This is a genomic window from Burkholderiales bacterium (assembly GCA_036262035.1).
GTDB lineage: Bacteria > Pseudomonadota > Gammaproteobacteria > Burkholderiales > SG8-41 > JAQGMV01.
The window spans coordinates 138,748-160,706 of the sequence record DATAJS010000030.1 but is presented as its reverse complement, the minus strand read 5'-3'; the positions used below and the strand labels follow the sequence as shown (position 1 = coordinate 160,706).

Genomic DNA, 21,959 nt, shown 5'->3' with positions numbered 1-21,959 from the left:
TCGCTGCACCTGCCGCTCTGCTGCGCGGCGCGTTACGCGGTGTCTTTCTGAACGCATCGTGAAAGACGCCGGCCGCTCCGCGCTCGAAAAAGCGCTGTCCGATTCCATCGAAGGCGAAGTGCGCTTCGACGCGGGCAGCCGCGCGCTCTACGCCACCGACGCCTCCAACTATCGGCAGGTGCCGATCGGCGTGGTCGTGCCGAAAAGCATCGCCGATGTCGAAAAGACCGTAGAGTTTTGTCACGAGTTCGGGGCGCCCGTCCTCTCGCGCGGCGGCGGCACCAGCCTCTGCGGACAATGCTGCAACGTCGCGATCGTCATCGACTTCTCGAAGTATCTCAACCGGGTGCTCGAGATCGATCGGGAGCAGCGCATCGCGCGCGTGCAGCCCGGCTGCGTGCTCGACGACCTGCGCGACGCCGCGACGAAACACGGTCTGACCTTCGCGCCCGATCCCGCGACGCATACGCACAACACGCTCGGCGGCATGATCGGCAACAACTCGTGCGGGCCGCACTCGGTGATGGGCGGCATGACCGCGGACAACGTGATCGCGCTCGACGTGCTCACCTACGACGGCACGCGCATGACGGTCGGACAGGTCTCGCAGGCCGAATACGAAAGCATTCTCGCTGCCGGCGGACGACGCGCGGAGATATACCGGGCGCTGCGCGATCTCGCGGCACGCTACGCGCCGCTGATCCGCGAGCGATTTCCCGCGATCCCGCGGCGCGTCTCGGGCTACAACCTGCCCGCGCTGCTGCCCGAGAACGGCTTCGACGTCGCCAGGGCGCTCGTCGGCTCCGAATCGACGTGCGCCGTCACCCTCGAAGCGAAGCTGCGGCTGGTGCCGAACCCGCCGTGCCGCGCGCTGCTCGTGCTCGGCTATCCCGACGTCTATTGCGCCGGCGACCACGTGCCCGAAGTGCTGGAGTTCGGGCCGATCGCGCTCGAAGGCATGGACGATCGCCTGATCGAGGACATGACCGCGGTGCATCTGCACCCGCGGGACGTGAAGCTGCTGCCCGAAGGCCGCGGCTGGCTCATGGTCGAGTTCGGCGGCGATACGCGCGACGAGGCGCGCGACCGCGCCAAACGCGCGATGGCGGCGCTTGCGAAGCGCCGCGACGCGCCGCGCATGAAGCTGTTCGGCGATCCGGGCGAGGAAGCGTGCATCTGGAGAGTGCGCGAAGCCGGCCTCGGCGCGACCGCGCACGTGCCGGACAAGCCCGTCACGTGGGAAGGCTGGGAGGATTCCTCCGTGCCGCCGGAGAAGCTGGGCGAGTATCTGCGCAAGCTGCGCGCGCTGTTCGAGCAGTACGATTACGGCTGCGACCTGTACGGCCATTTCGGACAGGGGTGCGTGCACACCCGCATCGACTTCGATCTCGAGACCGCCGCCGGCATCGATAAATTCCGCCGCTTCCTGCGCGACGCCGCGACGCTCGCGGTGAGCCTCGGCGGCTCGGTCTCGGGCGAGCACGGCGACGGCCAGTCCAAGGCCGAGCTCCTGCCGATCATGTTCGGCGACGAGCTCATCCAGGCGTTGCGCGAGTTCAAGCGGATCTGGGATCCCGACCTGAAGATGAACCCGGGCAAGGTCGTCGACGCGTACCGCGCGGATCAGAACCTGCGGCTGGGCACTTCGTATTCGCCGCCGGTACTGGAGACGCGGTTCAAGTTCCCCGCCGACGCCGGCAACTTCTCGCGCACCCTGCTGCGCTGCGTGGGCGTCGGCGAGTGCCGCAAGAAAGGCGGCACGATGTGCCCGAGCTACATGGCGACGCGCGAGGAGCAGCACTCCACCCGCGGCCGCGCGCGGCTGCTGTTCGAGATGTCGAAAGGCGAAGTGCTGCAAGGCGGCTGGGGCGAGCAGGCGGTGTACGACGCGCTGCATCTGTGTCTTTCGTGCAAAGGGTGCAAAGGCGAGTGCCCGGTACACGTCGACATGGCGACCTACAAGGCCGAGTTCCTGTCGCATTACTACGAGCGGCACGCACGGCCTTTCGCCGCGCAGGTCTTCGGCCGCATCGACCGCGTCGCGCGCTTCGCGTCGCACTTCGCCCGCGCCGGCAACTTCTTCATGCGCAGCGCGCCGTTCGCGGGTATCGCCAAACGAGTGCTGGGTGTGGCGCGCGAGCGCGAGCTTCCGCCGTTCGCCCGCGCGTCGTTCGTGTCGAGCCTGCGCGATCGGCGATCGCATGGAGCCGGGGCGCCGCGCCTCATCCTCTGGCCGGACACGTTCAACAACTATTTCCATCCCGCGACCGCGCACGCCGCGCTGGCGTTGCTCGAACACGCCGGCTACGCGGTCGACGTCCCGCGTTCGCATGTCTGCTGCGGCCGGCCGCTCTACGAATGGGGTTTCGTGGACGAGGCGCGCCGCTACCTGCGCGACATGATGACGCGCTTCGAGCGCGACATTCGAGACGGCACGCGCATCGTGGTGCTCGAGCCCGCGTGCGCGTCGGTATTCCGCGACGAGCTCACCGATCTCTTCCCCGACGACGAGCAGGCGAAACGGCTGTCGCGGCAGGTCGTGCTGTTGTCGGAACTGATGGCGAGCGAGCCGCAGCGCTTCCCGCCCGCGCACCTGACACGGCGCGCGATCGTCCACGCGCACTGCCACCACAAGGCGGTGCTCAAGACCGACGCGTTAGCGCACGCGCTCGACAACCTCGGGCTCGATTACACGCTCCTCGATTCGGGCTGCTGCGGCATGGCGGGCTCGTTCGGGTTCGAAGCGGACAAGTACGAGGTGTCGATCGCGTGCGCCGAGCGCGTGCTCGCACCCGCCGTGCGCGAAGCGCGCGACGACACGCTGGTCATCGCCAACGGCTTCAGCTGCCGCGAGCAGATCCGGCAGTTGACGGGCCGCCGTGCGCTGCACCTCGCCGATGTGTGCAAGCTCGCGCTCGACGCGCGGCACAGCGCTTGCGGCTAGCCACCCTCAACCCGGGAGCGCGAAACATGCACTGGAAACTGCTCGACCAATCGACGGAACGCACGTTCGCACTGGTGTTCGACACGGGCGACGAAGCGGTCTCCACCCTCACGCGTTTCGCCAGGGACCAGAACCTGTCGGCGGCGCGTTTCACCGCGATCGGCGCCTTCAGCGACGTCGTGCTCGGCTACTTCGACTGGGCGAAGAAAGACTACGAGCGCATACCGGTCGCGGAGCAGGTCGAGGTGATCGCCCTCCTCGGCGATATCGCCCTGAAAGGCACGGAGCCGCAGGTCCATGCGCACGTCGTGGTGGGGCTGCGCGACGGGACGACGCGCGGCGGCCACCTGCTCGAGGCGCACGTGCGCCCGACGCTCGAAGTCATGCTCACCGAGGCGCCGGCGCATCTTCGGCGCGTGCATGACGCCGAAACCGGGCTCGCGCTGATCCGTGTCGATCGCAGCAATGCATGACACGTTCGGAACAGCCTTTGCAACCACTGCGAGCAGAGGAAGGCTTCAACCCGCGAAGAGCTTGCCCATGACCCGACTCGAAGGCGCGATCACCCTCGTGCAGGAGCGCCGTTTCCAGCTCGTCGACGAGCGCGGCATCGCCCATCCCTTCACTCTCGCCGCCGACGCGTCGTTCGATCCGTCCGAGCTGCCCGCGCTCGCGCGCAGCGGACAGCGTGTCCGCGTGGAGTACACCGACGACGGCGAGGCGCTCTCGCACGTCGCGCACGACCTGATGACATTCGACAGGGGAAGCACCCGATGAAACACCGCAAGACCTTTGTTGCTCGCCGCGCGCATCGCTTTTTCGAAGACTGGTCTCTGCCGCGGCAGCTTCGCGGCGAAGACCCGACCCGCGAAGCCGCGAAGAGCACCGCGTCTTCCAGGCTGCGGCCACGCCTCGAAGACGCCGACGAGGTCGGCACCGCGATCTGCCCGTACTGCGCCGTCGGCTGCGCGCAGCTCGTGTACGCGAAGAACGGCCGGGTCATCCATATCGAAGGCGACCCGAAGAGCCCGATCAACGCCGGCACGCTGTGCCCCAAAGGCGCGGCGACCTTCGGCTGGCTCACCAGCGAATCGCGGCTCGCCACGGTGCGCTACCGCGCGCCGTATTCGGATCGCTGGGAAGACAAGCCGCTCGACTGGGCGATGGACCGCATCGCGCAGCTCGTGAAGCGCACTCGGGACGAGACGTTCGTGCACGAGCTGCCCGATGGCGGTGTCGTGAATCACACGCTGGGGCTCGCCGCGCTCGGCGGCGCGACGCTCGACAACGAAGAGAACTACCTCATCAAGAAGCTCTTCGGCGGAGGGCTCGGCGCGGTCTGGATCGAAAACCAGGCCAGGGTCTGACACTCCTCCTCGGTGCCCAGTCTGGGCGCCTCCTTCGGACGCGGGGCGGCGACGCTGCCGCAATGGGATCTCGCGAGCTCGGACTGCATCCTCGTCATGGGCTCGAACATGGCCGAGAACCATCCGATCGCGTTCCGCTTCGCGATGCAGGCGAAAGCGCGCGGCGCGACGCTGATCCACGCCGATCCGCGCTTCACGCGCACGTCGGCCATGGCCGATATCTACGCGCCGGTACGCGCGGGCACCGACATCGCGTTCCTCGGCGGCGTCATCCGCCATCTGCTCGAAAACGACCTGTGGTTCCGGGAGTACGCGCTGGAATACACCAATCTCGCGACGATAATCGACAGCCGCTTCACCGATGCGAGCGAGGGCGACGGGCTCTTCTCGGGCTGGGACGGCAAGCACAGGAAGTACGACTACTCGAGCTGGCAGTACGAAGGGCATCCGGTGCCCTCCTCCCTCGCGGAGCACAACGTCAACACCGTCGAGAGCTTCAGCGACCACAACAAGCGCCACGCACACGACAAGCCGCCGGAAGACCGGACGCTGCAGCATCCGAAGTGCGTCTATCAGATCCTCAAGCGGCATTACGCGGCGTACACCCCCGAGATGGTCGAGCGCGTGACCGGCTGTCCGCGCGACGTCTTCCTGAAAGTGGCAAACGCGCTCGCCCACGCCTCCGGCCGCGAGCGCACCGCCGCGATCTGCTACGCGGTCGGCTGGACGCATCACACGACGGGTGTGCAGATGATCCGCGCGGCGGCGATCATCCAGGCGCTGCTCGGCAACGTTGGACGGCCCGGCGGCGGCATCCTCGCGCTGCGCGGCCATTGCAGCATCCAGGGCAGCACCGACGTGCCCACCCTCTACAACCTGCTGCCCGGCTACCTGCCGCAGCCGCACGCGGGCAAGGACCACGCCACGCTCGCGAAGTACCTCGAGCATGAGAAGGTGCCGACCGGCTGGTGGCACAACTTTCCGAAGTACGCGGTGAGCCTCTTGCGCGCGTGGTACGGCGATCACGGCACGGCTGCGAACGGCTACGGCTACGACTGGGTGCCGAAGATCGTCGGCGATCATTCGCAGCTTCCGATGACGCTGGCGATCCTCGACGGCACGATCCGCGGCCTCGTTCTGCTCGGTCAGAACCCGGTGATCGGCGGCAGCAACAGCAGGAACGTCGTGCAGAAAGGGCTGGCGAACCTCGAGTGGCTCGTCGTGCGCGACACGCACGAGACCGAGACCGCGTCGTTCTGGTACGCGAGCGATGCGGTCAAGAGCGGCGAGCTTGGAACCTCCGACATCGGCACCGAGGTGTTCCTGCTGCCGGCGTCGCTCGCGGCGGGCGAGAAGGAAGGCACCTTCACCAATACGCATCGGCTGCTGCAATGGCACGACCACATCGTCGACGGGCCGGGCGACAGCCGCTCCGATCTGTGGTTCGTCTATCACCTGGGCCGCCGGCTGAAAGACTTGTATCAGGCGAGCGCCGATCCGCTCGACGAGCCGATACAAGCGCTCACGTGGGACTACCCCGTGAAAGGCGAACGTAAAGAGCCCTCGGCCGAAGCGGTCCTGAAAGAGATCAACGGCTACACCTGGCCCGAGCGCAAGCAGATCGCGAGCTACCAGGACCTCAAGGACGACGGCAGCACCGCGTGCGGCGTGTGGATCTACACCGGCGTCTATCCCAAGGAAGGCGAGAACAAGGCGCGCGCGCGCAAACCCGACGGCCCCGACGGTCCGGGGACTCATCTCGGCTGGGGTTTCGCGTGGCCGGCGAACCGCCGCAACATGTACAACCGCGCCTCCGCCGATCCCGACGGCAAGCCGTGGTCGGAGAAGAAGAAGCTGGTGTGGTGGGACGCGTCCAAGGGCGAGTGGGCCGGCGACGACGTGCCCGACTTCGTGAAGGACAAGCCGCCCGATTACACGCCCGATTGGGCTTCCAGGCCCGAAGGCATGGACGCGCTGTCGGGCCGCGATCCGTTCATCATGATCGCCGACGGCAAGAGCTCGCTCTTCGTGCCTTCGGGCCTGAAGGACGCGCCGCTGCCCACGCATTACGAGCCCGTCGAATCTCCGGTGAAGAACCCGCTGTACTCGCAGCAGGACAATCCGACCGCGAAGAAGTGGGCGCGCGACGCCAATCCGTATCACGCGGTCGGCGATCCGCGCTATCCGCACGTATTGACGACCTATCGGCTCACCGAGCATCACAGCGGCGGCACGCCGACGCGCTCGGTGCCCGCGACCGCGGAGCTCATGCCCGAGAGCTTCGCGGAGATCCCGCCGGAGCTCGCCCAGGCGCTCGGCATCGCCAACCTCGACTGGGTCGTGCTCTCCACTGCGCGCGGAGAGATCGAGACCAAGGCGCTCGTCACCGAGCGCCTGCGTCCGTTCGAGATCGCCGGCCGCCGCATCTACCAGATCGGCATGCCGTGGCACTTCGGCTACAAGGGCTACGCGACCGGCGCGATCGCGAACGAGCTCTCCAGCGTCGTCGGCGATCCGAACACCAGCATCCACGAAGGCAAGGCGCTCACGTGCGGCCTGCGCAAAGGCCGCATCGCGCGTCGCGAACGGAGCACCGCATGACCGAGCTGCGCAGCGGCCACGAAGCCGAGCTCACCGCGGGCGTGGCGATCACGCCGGGGAAACGCTACGGCTTCTTCACCGACACCACGCTGTGCATCGGCTGCAAAGCGTGCGAAGTGGCGTGCAAGACGTGGAACAACCTGCCGGCCGACGGCATGGGTCTCTCCGGCATGAGCTACGACAACACGCGCGAGCTCTCGTCGAACACCTGGCGCCACGTGAAGTTCGTCGAGCGCGTGAAGCGCGGCGAGACCGGCGGCATGCAGCCGTTCCAGAGCCAGTGGCTCATGATGAGCGACGTCTGCAAGCACTGCGCGAACGCGCCGTGCCTCGAAGCGTGTCCCACCGGAGCGATCTTCCGCACCGAGTTCGACACCGTGGTCGTGCAGAACGACATCTGCAACGGCTGCGGCTACTGCGTGCCGGCGTGTCCGTTCGGCGTGGTCGACCTCTCGCTCGACGACGGCAAGGCTCACAAGTGCACGCTGTGCTACGACCGCATGAAAGGCGGCTTCGAGCCCGCGTGCGCCAAGTCGTGTCCGACCGACTCGATCCAGTTCGGACCGATCGACGCGCTCGACGAGCGCGCCCGCGAGCGCGTCGAAGCGCTTCACGACCAAGGGGTGACCGATGCGTATCTCTACGGTGCGCCGGACAGCCCCGGCGCGACGGGCGGGCTCGAGCGGCTCAACGCGTTCTTCCTGCTGACCGCACCGCCCGAGACCTACAACCTGCCGCGCGCGCCGACGCGCGCGTCGAACCGTTCGGCGCCTTCGTTCAAGCGCGGCTTCGCGACCGTGCTGGGCCTCGCGCTCGCTGCCGCCGCGATCTTTGCCGGAGGCGGCTCGTGAAGCCTCGCGACATGCCGCTCGCGCAGCGGCCGCAGCAATACGCCGGCGACACCTACTACGGCATGCCCGCCGTCAAGCCGCCGCCTTTCGGCTGGCACGTCGCCGCATACCTGTTCCTGAGCGCGCTGGGCGGCGCATCGCAGATCGTTGCAACGCTCGCGGGCCTGTTCGGCGGCGCGCGCATGAAGAGCGTCGCGAACTACGGCCGCGATATCGCGACGGCGGCCGCGCTGACCGGTCCGGCGCTGCTGATCCTGGATCTCAAGACGCCGCGCCGCTTCTACAACATGCTGCGCATCGTGCGGCGCACTTCGCCGATGTCGATCGGCAGCTACACGCTCACGGCCTTCGCGGCGACGAGCACGGTGGCCGCGGCAGCGAGCGCCTCCGACACCGATGCGCGCTTGCAGCCGCTGTTCGATGCGCCGGCTGCCGCGGCCGGCGCTGGCATGCTCGTCTACACCGGCGCGATGTTCGCGTCGACGAGCACGCCGCTGTGGGCCGCGCAATCGCCGCTGCTCTCGGCGCGCTACGCCGCCTCGGGCTTCGCCTGCGCATCGGCGGCGCTCGCGATGATCGAGACGCTGCACGGCCGTCGCTCCAACGCCGCGGCGCTCGAGCGGCTCGGCGTCACCGCGACGGTCGCCTACGCCGCGATCTCCGAGTGCGCGGAAGCGAAAGCGCGCGCGGCGCATGCCGCGTCGCCGCTGGACGAAGCGCCGTTGCGCGCGCTGCACCGCGCGTCGAAGGCGCTCGCGGTCGCCGTGCCGCTGGCGTGCCACGCGCTGAAAGCGCTCGCGCCGCGGCACGCGCGATCGCTGTCGCTCGTCGCCGCGTTGAGCACCCTCGCGGGGGCCGCGCTCGCGCGCTACGTCGACCTCTATGCCGGCAAGGCTTCGGCGAAGAAGCCGCGGGACTATCTCACGCTGACGAACGGGAGCGCGCGATGAGTGCGCCCGCCAGGGCCGAATTGTCGGAGTGCCGCGGCAATGCGATCGCCGCGCTCGATACGGTGCTGCGCGAGCAGCCGCAATCGGCGCAGGCCGAAGCGCTGGCGCTCACCCGAGCGGTGGTCGAACTGCGCGATGCGCTGATCGAGGCGTTGCGAGGCGGCGACGCCGGCGCGAAGCGCGAGCTCGATCACGCCAACGCGCTGTTGAGCCTGGTGGTCTCGATTCAATATCCGATGCAGGGCCGGCAGTGGGAAAAGCTCAGGCAGGCGCGGGATGCACTCTCGCAACTGCTGAGCGGCCTCGAAGAATCGGCCCAGCCAGAATCGCAGCGGTAGTTTGTCGGGCCGATCCCGACGGCGTTTTACTCGGCACGAGCGCATACTCGACCGGGCACGATCGATTCACGACGAACCGGAGCTCTCCATGCCGCACGCGAGCGCGCTGATTCAGCGCAACAACAACGGGTCCCAGCTCGAATCGGGAGCGCAGGTCTGGGTCATCTCGTCCCAGTCCGGCACGACCTACTCGGTCGGATTCGAGAAGGAGTTCGTCAAGAAACACCTGTTCTGCGACCCGGACCCGCCGTCGGACATGAACGCCAAGGCGACCCACCTCGTCGGGCGCGTGAACCTGTACGGAAATCTCACGGGCAACAACGTCGAAACCCTGCCCACCACCCTCGATGCGGCAACGCTGCGCTTTCTCAAATTGAAGAAGCTGGTGCTGGCGCGGGTTTCACAGGGCCAGTGCTCGGTGTGTCACCAGAAGATCACCCAGCACGCCAAGATCTGCGGGAACTGCGGCCACCTTCACAAGAAGCCGTGGGCCGGCGGCGGCGCTTGCGGCGTGGACGACGGATCCGGCGCCTGTGCATGCGCGGATTGGGCCGCGGGCGCCGGCGGCATCGTCGCCAACGGGGTGCTGCAGGCGTGTACGGGGTATGTCTCGAACGACTACGACCTGCACCGAACCTCAAAAGGCAAGGCCAACCCGTTCGGCGGCTCCGGCGGCGCCTGCACCGGGACCAATACGGTCGTGCTCATGGACGAGATCGACGTTCAGGCGTTCAAGGACGTCGTCGTCAACGCCATTCAGAACGAAAATACCGCCGGCTGGCCGCCCGGGCAATGGAAAGCCGGCGAAGGCGTGCCGCTCGAGTTCGGCGCCAATACGGTGGCAACGATCAAATCGGACGACTCGCTGCTGACGTTCAATCAGCGCGCCAAGGCGAAAGGCGTCAAGGTCCACATCAAGAAGGGCCTGGACGAGGTGTACCGGATCTATCACTTCCACGACACGATCGCCTAGGCGAAAGCGTCGCCGTCCCTTCACGGCTTCGGGTCGAGCACCGAGCCGTCGGCGCCCAGCTTCGGCGCGGCTCTCTCGTAGGCCGGCCGCTCGCCGTCGAAGCGCACCGGAAGCCCCAGCGTCGGCAGCGCGCCTTCGGGGCCTCGCTGAAGGATGCCGAGCGCGGTGACCTGCTCGTCTTTCAGCACCTCGTCGAGCCGCTGCACCGGCGCGTTGGGCACGCCGGCGCCGTCCATCAGCGCGCGCACTTCGGCAACCGTGTGCTTGCCGACTTCTTCCTGGAGCATCGGGATCAGCACGGCCTTGTTCTGGACGCGTCCCGCGTTGGTCTTGAAACGCTCGTCGCTCGCCAGGTCGGGACGGCCGAGCGCATCGACCATCTTCGCGTACAGCCCGTCGTTGCCGCCGCCGATGACGATCCATGCGTCTTTCGCCCTGAACGCCTGATAGGGCACGATCCCCGAGGCGCCGGAGCCCTGCGGCTTCATGATCCGCGGCGCGATGGTGACGCTCGCGAGCTGTATCGTCGCCCAGCCGACCGCAGTCTCGAGCAACGACGTCTCGACGAGGCCGCCTTTGCCCGTCTTCTCGCGCTCCAGCAGCGCCGACAGGATGCCGATCGCGCTCCACAGCCCGGTGCCCATGTCGATCATCGACACCGGGACGCGCACCGGCGGACGCGTCTCGTCTTCGCCCATGATGCTCATGATGCCGGCGTAGGCCTGCATCAGCGGGTCGTAGCCCGCTTTGTGCGAGAGCGGTCCGCCGCGTCCGAACGCGCCGATGTCGCAGTAAACGAGCGACGGCTTCTGCGCGAGCAGCTTGTCCGCTCCGAGCCCGCGCTCGCCGGCGAGGCCGGGGCGAAGGTTGAAGATCACCGCGTCCGCGCGTGTGACGATGAGGCGCTCGAGCGCATCGCGCTGCTTGCCGTCGCCGAGATCGCACGTGATCGCGCGCTTGTTGCGATTGAGCGCGGTGAAGTGCGGCGCCGATCCGTCCCAGAACGGCGGCCCCCAGCCGCGCGCGAAATCGCCGCCGTTCGGCGACTCGATCTTCATCACCTCCGCGCCGAGCTCGGCGAGGATCAACCCCGCGTACGGGCCGGCGACCGAGTTGCCGACTTCGACGACGTGGTAGCCGGTCAGGGGTTTGCTGCTGGGCACTGGTGTTTCCTATCGGAAAAGGTGATGAGGTGAAGGTGATGAGATATTCACCTCTATCTCATCACTTCTCAATACGACCTCGGCATCCCCAACACATGCTGCCCCACGAACGCCAGGATGAGGTTCGTGGAAACGGGAGCGATGCGCGACAGCCGGGCCTCGCGCCACTTGCGCTCGACGTTGAACTCGCGCGCATAGCCCATGCCGCCGTGGGTCTGCATGCACGCCTCGGCGGCGTTCCACAGCGCTTCGGCGGCGAGGTAGCGCGCCATGTTCGCTTCGGCGCCGCACGGCACGCCGGCCTGGAACATCGCCGCGGCGCGCCTCACCATGAGGTCCGCCGCTTCCATCTGGATGTGCGCCTGCGCGATCGGGAACTGGATCGACTGGTTCTGCCCGATCGGGCGGCCGAACACTTCGCGCTCCTTCGCGTACGCGGTCGCGGTGCGCGTGAACCACTTCGTGTTGCCTATGGCTTCGGCCGCAGTGAGCACGCGCTCGGCGTTCATGCCGTCGAGGATGTAGCGGAAGCCCCTGCCTTCCTCGCCGATGAGCGCATCGGCGGGAATCTCGAGATCGTCGAAGAAGACTTCGGTCGTGTGATGGTTGACCATCACCTTGAGCGGCCGGATCTCGAGGCCTTTGCCGAGCGAGGCGCGGATGTCGACGAGGAAGGTCGAGATGCCGTGGGAGCGATTCTTCACTTCGTCGGCGGGCGTGGTGCGCGCGAGCACGAGCATGAGGTCGGAGTGCTGTGCGCGCGACGTGAAGATCTTCTGGCCTTTGAGCGTGTAGCCGTTCGCGGTCCTGATGGCGCGCGTCTTGAGCTGAGTGGTGTCCGAGCCCGTGGTCGGCTCGGTCACGCCGAAAGCCTGGAGGCGCAGCTTGCCGGCGGCGATCTGAGGCAGGTACTTGCGCTTCTGCTCTTCACTGCCGTGCCTGAGCACGGTGCCCATGGTGTACATCTGGGCGTGGCCCGCGGCGGCGTGACAGCCGGCCGCGCAGACTTCCTCCAGGATCACCGCGGCCGCCCGCAGCGGCAGGCCGGTGCCGCCGTATTCCTCCGGAATGAGCGCGCCGAGGAAGCCCGCCCTGGTCAGCGCGTCGATGAACTCGGTCGGGTACGCTTCGGCTTCGTCCTTTTCGCGCCAGTACTCCTGCGGAAAATCGGCGCAGACGCGGCGCACCGCCTCGCGGATGTCGGCGTAATCCTCGCCGGTCTCGATCGTGACGCGCGGCTCGGCGCCGACGTGGGGCGTATCCATTCAAACTCCTCCGATAAAACCGGGGTCAGACCCCGATAAAGCCGGGGCCTGACCCCAGCCTCAAGCCTTTTGCAAACCGGCCGTTATTGCGTAGTGACGGCATGGTGTGCCGCAAACACTTCATTATGGACGCAGCCAGGATCAGGAGCTTGGCCCCCGCGGTGGACACGCGTGCCGCCACGGGGACCGATACGCAGGCCGGACGCTCGGACGCCGACATCGTCGTGCAGAAGGTCGCGCCCCTGCTCGCCCTCGATACGCTGCTCGGGCGCACCGATGGCGGGCTCGGGAGCGAAGCGGCCCCCGATGCGCGCGCGGCCAGCAGCGTCGTCGTGAACCTGATGCTGCCCGTGGTCACCGCCGACGCCGCGCGCAAGCTCGCGAATGCACTGGCCAACGCGCCCGACTACAGCCACCTCGACCCGCACAAGCCGCATCCGGAGCACACGCAGGCCGCAGCCGCGCAAGCGCTGGCCGACGAGCTCGAAGCGTTGAACGGATCTTCCAATCCTGCCGTGCCTCGCGCGCCGCACGAGCTTGCGGGCACGACGTCGCCGGCTATGCGCTCCGACCTGCATCCGCTGGTCCTCGCCCACGCCCAGCATGCAAGCGGCCACATCGGCCTGCCGATGCAAAGGTCCGAGCTGAGCGCCGTCAATCAGGCACGCGACAGCGAACGGCTCGCGGGCCTCAATCGCGCCGCCGAACGGTATGCCGGGACGCCGGCGCGGCTCTCCACGCTCGCGCTCGCCGCGGCGTTCCTCGGCTTCGTCATCGTCGTCGTCCTGATGTAGCGCTCAGGTCAGCGCGATGAAGTCGGGATCGCCCTGCTGCTCGCGCTCGAAGCTCAGGAAGTCGTAGTAGCCGCAGCGATCGGTGTCCTCGGGATACGCGCGGCACACGCCGGGGCGCGCTTCGTACACCGTGCAGCGCCGCTTCTCCTGGTCGAACAGCATGCACATCGACGCGAAGATATGGTCTTTGCGATGGCGCAGCATGCGCACGCCGCGCTCCGGGATGGCCTTGGTGTAGCGGGCCTCGGCCTGCTCGTAGCTGATGCCGAAGTGCTTCGCGAGGCGCGCGATGTCGCGCCGCGTGATCTCGATCTCGGGATAGCTGCAGCAGTAACCGGGACACTTCAGGCACGAGTATTTCGGCTTTTTCACCGGGACGACGCGTATGGCGACGGGGAACGGCTTCTTCATGCGGAGCTGACCGGCGTGGGACGACGAAGGATGTAGTATACGACCCATCACGCACGTTTCACCTTTCACCCTTCACGTTTCACGTTTCACCCTTTCACCCCCTGCACCCTTCACGAACGAAACATGCCCATCTACCCCAACCACACCAAACGCACCCTGGCCGAAGGCGGCATCGCCATCGGCATGGGCCTGCGCCTCGCGCGCTCGGTCGACATCGCGACCATCGGCAAGACCTGCGGCTACGACTGGCTGTTCATCGACATGGAGCACAACTCGATGGACGTCGACAACGCCGCGCAGATCGCGATGGCCTCGCTCGCGGTCGGCATCACGCCGATCGTGCGCGTGCCGGGCAAGGAGCACTTCCACGCGACGCGGCTGCTCGATTCGGGGGCACAGGGTATCGTCGTGCCGCACGTCGACACCGTCGAGGAAGCCGAGCGCGCGGTCGCCTACTGCAAGTACCCGCCGAAAGGACACCGCTCGGCGATGGGCACGCTGCCGCAGTTCGCCTACCAGGCCGTGCCCGTCGGCGAAGCGACCAAGGCCGCCAACGAGGAGACTCTCGTGATCGTGATGGTCGAGTCGCCGGAAGCGATCGAGCGCGTCGAGCAGATCGCCGCCGTCCCCGGAATCGATTCGGTGCTGATCGGGACCAACGATCTCTGCGCGGAGATGGGCATACCGGGCAAGTTCGACGACGCACGCGTCGAAGACGCGTATCGCAAGGTCGTCGCGGCGTGCAAAAAGAACGGCATCCATCCCGGCATGGGCGGGGTCTACGATCCGAAGCTGATGGAGAAGTACATCGGCTACGGGATGCGCCTCATACTCTCGGGCGGCGACATCAGCTTCCTGATGGCGGGCGCGAAGCAGCGCGCGGAGTTCCTGAAAGGCATCACGCTGACGTAAAAAATCTTTTTACGTCGTCCCCGCGGGGGCGGGGATCCATTTTGACTTGCGTCGGGGGAGTCCCATGTCAGCGCTGAACACTGTAGTCGGCAGCGGCCGTCACACGTACGAGGTGCACGAAGACTGGGCGCGCCCGCCCGAGGGCTGCGAGATGATGGCCGCGTCGGTGACCGTGGACGCGCAGGACCGGGTCTACTGCTTCAATCGCGGCAAGGAGCACCCGATCATCGTCTTCGATCGCGAGGGCAACTACCTCTCGTCGTGGGGTCAGGGACTTTTCGCGTTTCCGCACACGATCCGCGCGACCAAGGACGGCAAGCTGTGGCTGGTCGATCGCGACCACGCGCAGATGATGCTGTTCACGACGTCGGGGGAGTTGCTGCGCACGATCGGGGCCAAGGGCGCTCGCTCGGATACGGGGGTCGCGCCGGACGATTTCAGGTCGGACGCTTACAAGGCCGTCACCCGCGGCGGACCGCCGTTCAACCTGCCCACCGACATCGACGTGGCGCCCTCCGGCGAGATGTTCGTCACCGACGGCTACGGCAACGCCCGCGTGCACAAGTTTGCGGCCGACGGCACCCATCTCTTCTCGTGGGGCGAGCCGGGGACGGAGCCCGGACAGTTCAATCTGCCGCACGCGGTCTGGATCGACCGCAAGGGTCGTCTCCTGATCGCCGATCGCGAGAACGATCGCGTGCAGGTGTTCGACCAGGACGGGCGTCTTCTGCACGTATGGCCGACGAAGCTCGTCGGGCCGGCGGTGTTCTATGTGGACGACGACGACATCGTCTACATCGTCGAGCACAACAGCGGGCAGGTGAGCGTGCTCACGCTCGAAGGCGAGCGCCTCGCGCAATGGGGCGATCCGTCGTTCAAGTCGTGCCACGGCATTGCGGGCGACTCACGCGGCGATCTCTACGTCGTGCGCGCCGGGCCGTGGGGACGGCGCCGGCGTGTCGTCAAGCACGTGAGGGTGCGGTAACGCGAACGCTCTGTTTCGTCATCCCCGCGGAAGCGGAGATCCATTTTGGACAGTTACTTCAAAATGGCTCCCGGATCGCGTCTGCTCGCGCGGACGGTCCGGGACGACGCGACAGACTGTCGCGTCGGCCGCCGCGGGTCCGGAATGACGATCAATTCGCGTAATCCGGTTGTTCCCGATTGAGCTTGCGCAGCAGTGCGTCCCACAACAGCTTCCCGCCCGCATGCCGCCCACCCGCGGCGGAGAGCTCGATCCCCTGCCGCGTCGTGTGGTCGATCACTTCCTGCGGCAGTCGCCGCAGCGTAGCAAAGCCCGACATCGCGAGGATCTGGAACTTGCACGCGGTCTCGAGGCGATACATGCGCGCCCACATCTCGCCGCACGACGATCCCACGGTGAGCGTGCCGTGGTTGCGCAGGATGAGCATCGTGCCGTCGCCCATGTCTTTCAGCAGGCGCTCGCGCTCGGCGAGGTCGTGCGCCACGCCTTCGTAGTCGTGATAGCGAAGCTGCGAGAACGGCATGGTCAGCGCTTTCTGCGTGATCGGCAGCAGGCCTTCTTCCTGCGCCGACACCGCGACGCCGTAACCGGTGTGCAGGTGCATGACCGCGTGCGCGTCCGGGCGGCCCATGTGGATCGCGCTGTGGATGGTGAAGCCCGCCTGGTTGATCTCGTACGGCGACTCGGACAGCTTGTTGCCTTCCGTATCGCACTTGATGAGCGACGACGCGGTGATCTCTTCGAAGAGCTCGCCGTAGGGGTTGATCAGGAACTGGTCCTCGGTGCCGGGCACCCGGCACGAGATGTGGGTGCCGAGCATGTCCGACCAGCCCATCGTCGCGGCGAGCCGATAGGCCGCGGCGAGGTCGCAGCGCGCTTCCCATTCCGCGGCGCTCACTTTGTTGCGGAGCGACTGCGCGGCGGTGGCGAGTCGGCTGACGTTGGACGTGCTGGTTTCTGCGCTCATGCGCGGGCTCCTTCTATATCGTGGACGGGTGGGGAACGGCAGAAGCGCGCGAGTTTACCCTACGCCCGTTCCTTGCGCGGCGCCTTCTGCTCAACATGCGGACGCGCTATCCGAAGCTCCTGCGTGTCGCGGCGCGGATGGCGGATGCGCAGCACGCCTTCGTCTTCGTCGTAGTCGACGTTGTCCGGCAGCAGGCGCTCGGCGTAGTCGCGGTGGGATTCCCACAACGTCGGGAAATGCTCTTTCAGCGTCGTGACGAGGTAAGTCTCGAGGTCTTTCGCCACCACCGCCTTCGGGTTCTCTTCGATCGCCGCGAGCGGATAGCGCACGAGCAGAAGGCGCGTGATCGGCGGCAGGAAGCGCCGCTCGGGCGCGAGGTTGTCGTCGATCTTCACCGTGAGGTGATACGCCACGCGCACCTGGAGTGCGCGCAGGTTGCTCGTGAGCTCGCCTTCCTCGAACAGCTCCTTCCACGGCCCCATCGTGATCCAGTCGAGGAACTCGTGGTCGCGGCTTTCGGTGAGCGCGCCGAAGAAATGGAAGAGCTCTTCGGCGATCGCGCCGTGCAGCGTCTCGTCGGTCAGCGGATCGTAGCTCGCGACGTTGGTCTCCACCGGCACCGGCAGGTTGCTCGTGCGGATGCGCTTGACGATGGTGCGGAAGGCGCACGCGATCTCGAAGAGCTGGTCGTGCACCGACAGCCACGGCGCGGCACGGCGCTCGCGATCGGCGAGTATGGCGGCGCAGACCTGGTTCAGCGTCTCCAGCCCCTGCCGGAAACGGAACACCGCTTCGCCGTGCTTGCCGTTCTCGACGAACGTGCCGAACGCGGTCTCCACCGCCTCGCTCCAGCGCTGCACCTTGCGCTCGTTCAGGTTCGCATCGGCGAACACGCGCCAGCTCGCGAGCGGGCGCGCCGCGCTGTCGACGAGGTCCCACTCGCCGAAGATCGACTTGAGGAAGACGCGCTGGCGCCTCAGTCCGGAGATGCGCGCCTCGGCATACAGCAGCGAGCGCTCGTCGGTGAACGCCTGGTTGACGAGCTCCGAGCCGAGCGCCGCGCCGTCGCCGTGCGCCGCGTGCTCGGTGAGCGCCTTGACGATCTCGGCCGCGGTCGCCGGACACCCGCACACGACGGCGTTGCAGAACCGCGGCTCCGACCAGGCGTCGAGCAGCGCGAAACACGCACGCGTATACGCATCGGGCTCGATCGGTCCTTCGCGCACCGACCGGTCACGGTAGTCGCGGCAATGCGCGCCGACCTGTGCGACCGTCGCTTCGATCTCGGCGCCGAGCCGGCGCAAGGCTTCGGCTTCGCCGGAAGCGATGATGCTCTCGTTGCCGGCCAGGTATTCCGCGGCATTGCGCTGCGTGAGCCGGCTCTTGCGCAGCGCGAGCGCCGCCATGAGCAGCGCGCACGCCGCGAGCACGAGCGCCGCCGCGATCTCCCATACGATGGGGTAGCCCACGACCGGCATTCGCACCCACGGCGGGCCGAACGTGCGCAGCACCGCGGCGACCAGCACGAAGACGAGGCTCGCGGCGACGGCGGCGATCATCGCGCGCTGAGTGAGCCCGCGGGTGCGCCAGCGCATCTCGGTCAATCGCCCGCCGTATCGATAGAACGCGAGCAGCAGCGCGCCGGCAACCAGGGCTTCTCCGAGCGAGAGCAACGGCACGCCCCCTGCTACGCACCGGCCGAGCGCCTCGAGCCCCAGACAGAATTCTTCCAAGTGACAGCCTCACCGCTTTCGATCGTGGCCATTATCGCCGAACTCGCGAGAGTCGCGCGCAACACGTCTCTGAGAGAAACGACATGAGCAAGGCGAAAATCGCCGCGGCGCTGGCGGTGGCGGCAAGCGTCGCAAGCGGCTGCGCGTCGGTCGCGAACACCGCGTCTTCCGAGATCGCCGGCGTCGGCGGCGCCGCGGTGGCGAGCGCCATCACGAGCAACGGCGCGGCGGCGACCGGCATCGGCCTGGGCGTGCAGGCGGCGACGCGCGCCGGGCTGCAGTACGCGCAACGGCGCGTGCACGACTCGGTGCAGAACGAGATCGCCCGCGCGGCGGGCCCGCTCGAGGTCGGCGTGGTCGGCCACTGGTCGATCGATCCCGCGGGCGCGCTGGAGCGCAAGCAGCAAGGCCGCGTCACCGTGAGCCGCGTGATCAGCGTGACCGACCTGCAGTGCAAGGAGACGGTGTTCTCGGTCGACACCGTCGAGAAGGACGTGCCCAAAGCCGCGTTCTACGTCGCGATCGTCTGCCGCGACGGCGAGCAATGGAAGTGGGCGTCGGCGGAGCCGGCGACGGCGCGCTGGGACGGTTTGCAGTGACGGCGTCGACGCCGCTGCGCGCGGCGGCGCTTGCCGCGTGCAGCCTTGCGCTCGCGGGCTGCAGCGCGATCGGAGGCTTTGCCGGCGCCGTCGCCGCGCTCGGCACCAGCGCCGCCACGGCCAACCCGATCGTCGGCATCAGCGTCGGCATCGGCGTGAAGGCGGCGACCGATGCAGGCCTGAAGTACGTCTCGCGCCGCAATCAGCATGGGATCCAGAACGCGGTCGCCGCCGCCGCGGCCGATGTCGCGCCGGGTCAAAGCGCGCGCTACGAGCACGCCCACGCGATCGGATCGGGCGTCGACCGCGGCGAAGTGCGCGTGGTGCGCCTCATCGACACGCCGCTCGCGGCCTGTAAGGAGATCCTGTTCTCCGTCGAGCGCGGCGGCGAAACGCCGCGCGTGGAGTGGTTCAGCACGAGCGCGTGCAGGAACGGCGATGCGTGGCAGTGGGCGGGTGTCGAGCCCGCCGTCGAGCGTTGGGGGAACCTGCAATGACCGACGGTCATTGCGAGGAGCGTAGCGACGAAGCAATCCCGAGACGCTCGATAACCGTGCGCCACGAGATCGCGTCGTCGCCTTGCGGCTCCTCGCGATGACTTGTCGCTAGCGCCTGCCCAAGTCCCGCAACGCGTCGACCACCATCGTGGTGCCCACGGTGATGAGCAGGATGTCGCCTGCCACACGCACGTACTCGTGACCCGACGGCGGCGGGCCGAGGCGGACGACGAGGTCCTGGGGCACCGGGTAATACACCACGTCGGGCGGCAGCGGCCGGCCGACGCGCCACTTCTTCGCCTGTCCGGGCGGCATGCAGCCGTTGTTCTTCTTGGCGAGACCCGGCGGGCAATGTCCCGAGCGGAACGACTCGCCGTAATACTCGTGTACGACGACGCGCTGCCGGTCGGAGAAGTAGCGGTCCGGGCCGTGGCCCTTACCGTGGCCTTTGCCTTTGCCTTTCTCGTGCCATTCGTCACCGCCCTTGCCTTTGCCCTTTCCGGCCCACTCCGGCGGATCGGCATAAGTGCACGGCGAAACGAAGCCCAACACGATCAGCGCGAAGAGCGCGCGCACTCAGAGTTGGTTCATTTTTCGAATCTTTCGCAGAAGCGGACGGCGCCGGGGCGGCGCCGTGCATCGCGACCGGCTCCGAGCGAGCCGCGTGCCCGCGCTCACATACTGGAATTTCGACGAGGAATTTGTGCGCGGCGTCAGCCGAGCGGACTGAAAGTCTGGGAGATCAACACATACTCGATGCAAACGACCATGACGAGGTCGAGCAACAACTCCATATCGCGCTCCTTCTGTCCCCTGCCGCTTTTTCGTAGTTATCCGTCGATGATACGGCTTTGGGGGAGCGCACACAACGCCGCGCGGCGCGCGGCCGGTCAGGCAGTGGTGCACCACAGCTCGAAGTAATGCTCGCGCATCGAGGGTTTGGCGTAGAGCCCGCCGCCGAGGTTCACGAAGTGGGCTTTCAGGCGCGCGGCATACCAGCGCGCGTCGCGCACGTGCACTTCGAAATCGGTGCCTTCGGGATCGCACACGCGACGCGCGTCGCCGCTCGTGAGCACTTCGAGATACAGGAAGCGGCGCGAGAGCTTCGCGAGGTTCGCGATCGCACGCTCGCACTGCGCGTCGTCGAGGTACTGGAGCACGCCCTGGCACACCACGAGATCGAAGGTGCGCCCCGGCGAGTAATCCACCGCGCTGCCGCGCTCCCAGCCGTAGCGCTCGCAAAGATAGCTGCTGTATTCGACGCCGGTATAGCGGACGCGCTTCGACTGCTTCGCGAGCGCGGCTTTCCACAGACCGACGCCGCACCCGAGATCGAGCACGGTGCCGATGCTCGAATCCATGTGATCGACATACGACAGCACGAATCGCGCCGCCTGCTCGGCGATGTCGACGCGGTCTTCGTCGTCATCGCTGTACCACTTCTCGTAATAGCTGCGATCGAAACGTTCGGGTTTTGCCGACGCGGGTTTCTTCGCGCGCGTCATCGGCGCGCGCTCGCGAGCGTGTCTGCGAGAAGCTCCAGCGCCGCGGCCGAGAACGCATACATGTTGTGGAAGCGATCGGCCGAGTCGGTCTCGAGGATCTTCGCGGCGTCGGCGGGCCCGGCGACCGCGATCGCGGTGTGTCCCGCCGGATAGCCGTAGCGGCTGCCCGTCGGGCCGGCGGCGCCGGCTTCGCTCAGTCCCCACGTCGTGCCGAGGCGCTCGCGCGCGAGGCGTGCGCGCATGAGCGCGGACGCTTCGGTGCCCGGCGTGACCGAGCGCAGCTCGTCTTCGTTCGCCTGCAGCATCGCGACGAGCGACTTGCGCGTGTAGGTCACGCCGCCGCCGATGAAATAGGCGGAGGCGCCGGGCAGCGCGAGCAGCGCCGCGGATATCAATCCGCCGGCCGACGATTCGGCGACGGCGATCGTTTCGTTGCGCTGTTTCAGCAGGGCGGCGATCTTCTCTGCGATCGGCAGCAGTTTTTCCATGGCGGTCCCCCGTCGTGTGCGAATCGCAGCATTGTAAGCGCGCGTCCGCGGTCTGCCGCTTGCAGTCGCGGCGCCTCCGCGCCTGCTCCGGGCGTAGCGTACGCGGCACGCGCGTTGCGTCGAACGCGGCGTGTCAGTTTTTCCAACAAAGACACCTTCAACCGAACAGAGAGGAACGCGTATGACCAAGCGACTTTTGATAGCGACGGCCGTGGCGATGGCGCTGTCGGCGGCAGCGTGTGGCAAGAAAGAAGAAACCACGACGGTGACGCCGCCTCCGAGCACGACCACGACGACGCCGCCGAGCTCGAGCTCGTCGAGCTCGACCACGACGCCCGGCACCGGCACGACCGGCGGCACCACGAGCGGCAGCACCAGCGGCATGGGCGGGGCGCCGGGCACCCCTGGCACGCCCGGCTCTCCCGATACGACCACGCCCGGCGCGGGATCGAGCAGCAGCACGAGCGGCGCGGGCGGCACGTCGAGCAGCAGTTCCGGCGGCGGCATGTCGAAATAAATTCCGCGCCCGGCGCGCAATCAACGCGGGCGGAGCCTTACCAATCGCTTCTCTCCTCGTGTAAGGCTCCCACTTGACCCGGCATTGCGCCGGGTCTTT

The 21,959-nt window shown here is 67.4% G+C and carries 22 protein-coding genes; 14 read left to right on the top strand and 8 right to left on the bottom strand.

What is annotated here, in order from left to right; genetic code table 11:
• Positions 1 to 58 precede the first annotated feature (58 nt).
• The 8 genes from VHP37_29915 (at position 59) to VHP37_29880 (ending at position 10,024) form a co-directional block, all read left to right on the top strand.
• Positions 59 to 2,944: an FAD-binding and (Fe-S)-binding domain-containing protein gene (locus VHP37_29915; GenBank protein HEX2830592.1), complete on the top strand. Its 2,886-nt coding sequence runs from the start codon at positions 59 to 61 to the stop codon at positions 2,942 to 2,944.
• A 26-nt stretch (positions 2,945 to 2,970) separates the two neighbouring features.
• Entirely contained in the window at positions 2,971 to 3,417 is a 447-nt protein-coding gene (locus tag VHP37_29910; protein HEX2830591.1) for a PPC domain-containing DNA-binding protein, read from the top strand.
• A gap of 67 nt (positions 3,418 to 3,484) precedes the next feature.
• Positions 3,485 to 3,721 carry a hypothetical protein gene (locus tag VHP37_29905; protein HEX2830590.1) on the top strand — a complete coding sequence of 79 codons (237 nt, stop codon included), beginning with the start codon at positions 3,485 to 3,487 and terminating at the stop codon, positions 3,719 to 3,721.
• A complete protein-coding gene (fdh, locus tag VHP37_29900; GenBank protein HEX2830589.1) occupies positions 3,718 to 6,912 on the top strand; it encodes a formate dehydrogenase in 3,195 nt (1,064 codons plus the stop codon). Before VHP37_29905 ends, fdh begins: the two co-directional genes overlap by 4 nt.
• Positions 6,909 to 7,763 (top strand): 4Fe-4S dicluster domain-containing protein, encoded by an 855-nt coding sequence (locus tag VHP37_29895; GenBank protein ID HEX2830588.1) that lies wholly within the window; start codon positions 6,909 to 6,911, stop codon positions 7,761 to 7,763. The genes fdh and VHP37_29895 overlap by 4 nt, the downstream gene beginning before the upstream one ends.
• A complete protein-coding gene (gene nrfD / locus VHP37_29890) occupies positions 7,760 to 8,713 on the top strand; it encodes an NrfD/PsrC family molybdoenzyme membrane anchor subunit (GenBank protein ID HEX2830587.1) in 954 nt (317 codons plus the stop codon). Before VHP37_29895 ends, nrfD begins: the two co-directional genes overlap by 4 nt.
• Complete coding sequence (locus VHP37_29885) at positions 8,710 to 9,051, top strand: hypothetical protein (protein ID HEX2830586.1); 342 nt, start codon at positions 8,710 to 8,712, stop codon at positions 9,049 to 9,051. The genes nrfD and VHP37_29885 overlap by 4 nt, the downstream gene beginning before the upstream one ends.
• An 88-nt stretch (positions 9,052 to 9,139) precedes the next feature.
• Positions 9,140 to 10,024, top strand: coding sequence for a hypothetical protein (locus tag VHP37_29880; GenBank protein HEX2830585.1), 885 nt, complete (start codon positions 9,140 to 9,142; stop codon positions 10,022 to 10,024).
• Positions 10,025 to 10,044: 20 nt separating this feature from the next.
• Here VHP37_29880 and VHP37_29875 read toward each other — a convergent pair whose 3' ends face one another.
• The gene (locus VHP37_29875; GenBank protein HEX2830584.1) at positions 10,045 to 11,187 is read right to left on the bottom strand and encodes a CoA transferase; all 1,143 of its coding nucleotides are present in this window, start codon (positions 11,185 to 11,187) and stop codon (positions 10,045 to 10,047) included.
• A gap of 68 nt (positions 11,188 to 11,255) precedes the next feature.
• Positions 11,256 to 12,452 (bottom strand): acyl-CoA dehydrogenase family protein, encoded by a 1,197-nt coding sequence (locus tag VHP37_29870; GenBank protein ID HEX2830583.1) that lies wholly within the window; start codon positions 12,450 to 12,452, stop codon positions 11,256 to 11,258.
• Positions 12,453 to 12,601: 149 nt separating this feature from the next.
• On the opposite strand from VHP37_29870, the gene VHP37_29865 reads away from it, so the two are divergent.
• Positions 12,602 to 13,246: a hypothetical protein gene (locus VHP37_29865; protein ID HEX2830582.1), complete on the top strand. Its 645-nt coding sequence runs from the start codon at positions 12,602 to 12,604 to the stop codon at positions 13,244 to 13,246.
• Positions 13,247 to 13,249: 3 nt separating this feature from the next.
• On the opposite strand, the gene VHP37_29860 is transcribed toward VHP37_29865, so the two are convergent.
• Complete coding sequence (locus VHP37_29860) at positions 13,250 to 13,657, bottom strand: YkgJ family cysteine cluster protein (protein ID HEX2830581.1); 408 nt, start codon at positions 13,655 to 13,657, stop codon at positions 13,250 to 13,252.
• A 123-nt stretch (positions 13,658 to 13,780) separates the two neighbouring features.
• Between VHP37_29860 and VHP37_29855 the strand changes: the two genes are divergently transcribed.
• Together VHP37_29855 and VHP37_29850 are read left to right on the top strand one after the other, a co-directional pair.
• The gene (locus VHP37_29855; GenBank protein HEX2830580.1) at positions 13,781 to 14,569 is read left to right on the top strand and encodes an aldolase/citrate lyase family protein; all 789 of its coding nucleotides are present in this window, start codon (positions 13,781 to 13,783) and stop codon (positions 14,567 to 14,569) included.
• 64 nt (positions 14,570 to 14,633) lie between these two features.
• Entirely contained in the window at positions 14,634 to 15,554 is a 921-nt protein-coding gene (locus VHP37_29850; GenBank protein HEX2830579.1) for a peptidyl-alpha-hydroxyglycine alpha-amidating lyase family protein, read from the top strand.
• A gap of 151 nt (positions 15,555 to 15,705) precedes the next feature.
• Here VHP37_29850 and VHP37_29845 read toward each other — a convergent pair whose 3' ends face one another.
• Positions 15,706 to 16,521, bottom strand: a complete 816-nt coding sequence (locus tag VHP37_29845; GenBank protein HEX2830578.1) for a class II aldolase/adducin family protein — start codon at positions 16,519 to 16,521, stop codon at positions 15,706 to 15,708.
• 59 nt (positions 16,522 to 16,580) lie between these two features.
• Complete coding sequence (locus VHP37_29840; GenBank protein ID HEX2830577.1) at positions 16,581 to 18,254, bottom strand: hypothetical protein; 1,674 nt, start codon at positions 18,252 to 18,254, stop codon at positions 16,581 to 16,583.
• 83 nt (positions 18,255 to 18,337) lie between these two features.
• Between VHP37_29840 and VHP37_29835 the strand changes: the two genes are divergently transcribed.
• Both VHP37_29835 and VHP37_29830 read left to right on the top strand, forming a co-directional pair.
• A complete protein-coding gene (locus tag VHP37_29835) occupies positions 18,338 to 18,853 on the top strand; it encodes a hypothetical protein (GenBank protein HEX2830576.1) in 516 nt (171 codons plus the stop codon).
• Entirely contained in the window at positions 18,799 to 19,350 is a 552-nt protein-coding gene (locus tag VHP37_29830) for a hypothetical protein (protein HEX2830575.1), read from the top strand. The genes VHP37_29835 and VHP37_29830 overlap by 55 nt, the downstream gene beginning before the upstream one ends.
• Positions 19,351 to 19,458: 108 nt before the next feature.
• On the opposite strand, the gene VHP37_29825 is transcribed toward VHP37_29830, so the two are convergent.
• From VHP37_29825 to VHP37_29815, 3 genes are all read right to left on the bottom strand, one after another.
• A complete protein-coding gene (locus VHP37_29825) occupies positions 19,459 to 19,926 on the bottom strand; it encodes a hypothetical protein (GenBank protein HEX2830574.1) in 468 nt (155 codons plus the stop codon).
• Between the two features lie 314 nt (positions 19,927 to 20,240).
• Complete coding sequence (locus VHP37_29820; protein HEX2830573.1) at positions 20,241 to 20,855, bottom strand: class I SAM-dependent methyltransferase; 615 nt, start codon at positions 20,853 to 20,855, stop codon at positions 20,241 to 20,243.
• Positions 20,852 to 21,343, bottom strand: coding sequence for a CinA family protein (locus tag VHP37_29815; protein HEX2830572.1), 492 nt, complete (start codon positions 21,341 to 21,343; stop codon positions 20,852 to 20,854). The genes VHP37_29820 and VHP37_29815 overlap by 4 nt, the downstream gene beginning before the upstream one ends.
• Before the next feature lie 181 nt (positions 21,344 to 21,524).
• Between VHP37_29815 and VHP37_29810 the strand changes: the two genes are divergently transcribed.
• Positions 21,525 to 21,860 carry a hypothetical protein gene (locus tag VHP37_29810; GenBank protein ID HEX2830571.1) on the top strand — a complete coding sequence of 112 codons (336 nt, stop codon included), beginning with the start codon at positions 21,525 to 21,527 and terminating at the stop codon, positions 21,858 to 21,860.
• Positions 21,861 to 21,959: the final 99 nt, after the last annotated feature.

Bases quoted from the DNA above. Each gene is read 5' to 3' on its own strand.
- VHP37_29835 (HEX2830576.1), top strand. From the start codon at position 18,338: ATGAGCAAGGCGAAAATCGCCGCGGCGCTGGCGGTGGCGGCAAGCGTC.
- VHP37_29870 (HEX2830583.1), bottom strand. From the start codon at position 12,452: ATGGATACGCCCCACGTCGGCGCCGAGCCGCGCGTCACGATCGAGACC.
- VHP37_29845 (HEX2830578.1), bottom strand. From the start codon at position 16,521: ATGAGCGCAGAAACCAGCACGTCCAACGTCAGCCGACTCGCCACCGCC.
- VHP37_29820 (HEX2830573.1), bottom strand. From the start codon at position 20,855: ATGACGCGCGCGAAGAAACCCGCGTCGGCAAAACCCGAACGTTTCGAT.
- VHP37_29905 (HEX2830590.1), top strand. From the start codon at position 3,485: ATGACCCGACTCGAAGGCGCGATCACCCTCGTGCAGGAGCGCCGTTTC.
- VHP37_29885 (HEX2830586.1), top strand. From the start codon at position 8,710: ATGAGTGCGCCCGCCAGGGCCGAATTGTCGGAGTGCCGCGGCAATGCG.
- VHP37_29860 (HEX2830581.1), bottom strand. From the start codon at position 13,657: ATGAAGAAGCCGTTCCCCGTCGCCATACGCGTCGTCCCGGTGAAAAAG.
- VHP37_29910 (HEX2830591.1), top strand. From the start codon at position 2,971: ATGCACTGGAAACTGCTCGACCAATCGACGGAACGCACGTTCGCACTG.
- VHP37_29815 (HEX2830572.1), bottom strand. From the start codon at position 21,343: ATGGAAAAACTGCTGCCGATCGCAGAGAAGATCGCCGCCCTGCTGAAA.
- VHP37_29850 (HEX2830579.1), top strand. From the start codon at position 14,634: ATGTCAGCGCTGAACACTGTAGTCGGCAGCGGCCGTCACACGTACGAG.
- VHP37_29855 (HEX2830580.1), top strand. From the start codon at position 13,781: ATGCCCATCTACCCCAACCACACCAAACGCACCCTGGCCGAAGGCGGC.
- VHP37_29880 (HEX2830585.1), top strand. From the start codon at position 9,140: ATGCCGCACGCGAGCGCGCTGATTCAGCGCAACAACAACGGGTCCCAG.
- VHP37_29810 (HEX2830571.1), top strand. From the start codon at position 21,525: ATGACCAAGCGACTTTTGATAGCGACGGCCGTGGCGATGGCGCTGTCG.
- VHP37_29895 (HEX2830588.1), top strand. From the start codon at position 6,909: ATGACCGAGCTGCGCAGCGGCCACGAAGCCGAGCTCACCGCGGGCGTG.
- VHP37_29830 (HEX2830575.1), top strand. From the start codon at position 18,799: ATGGAAGTGGGCGTCGGCGGAGCCGGCGACGGCGCGCTGGGACGGTTT.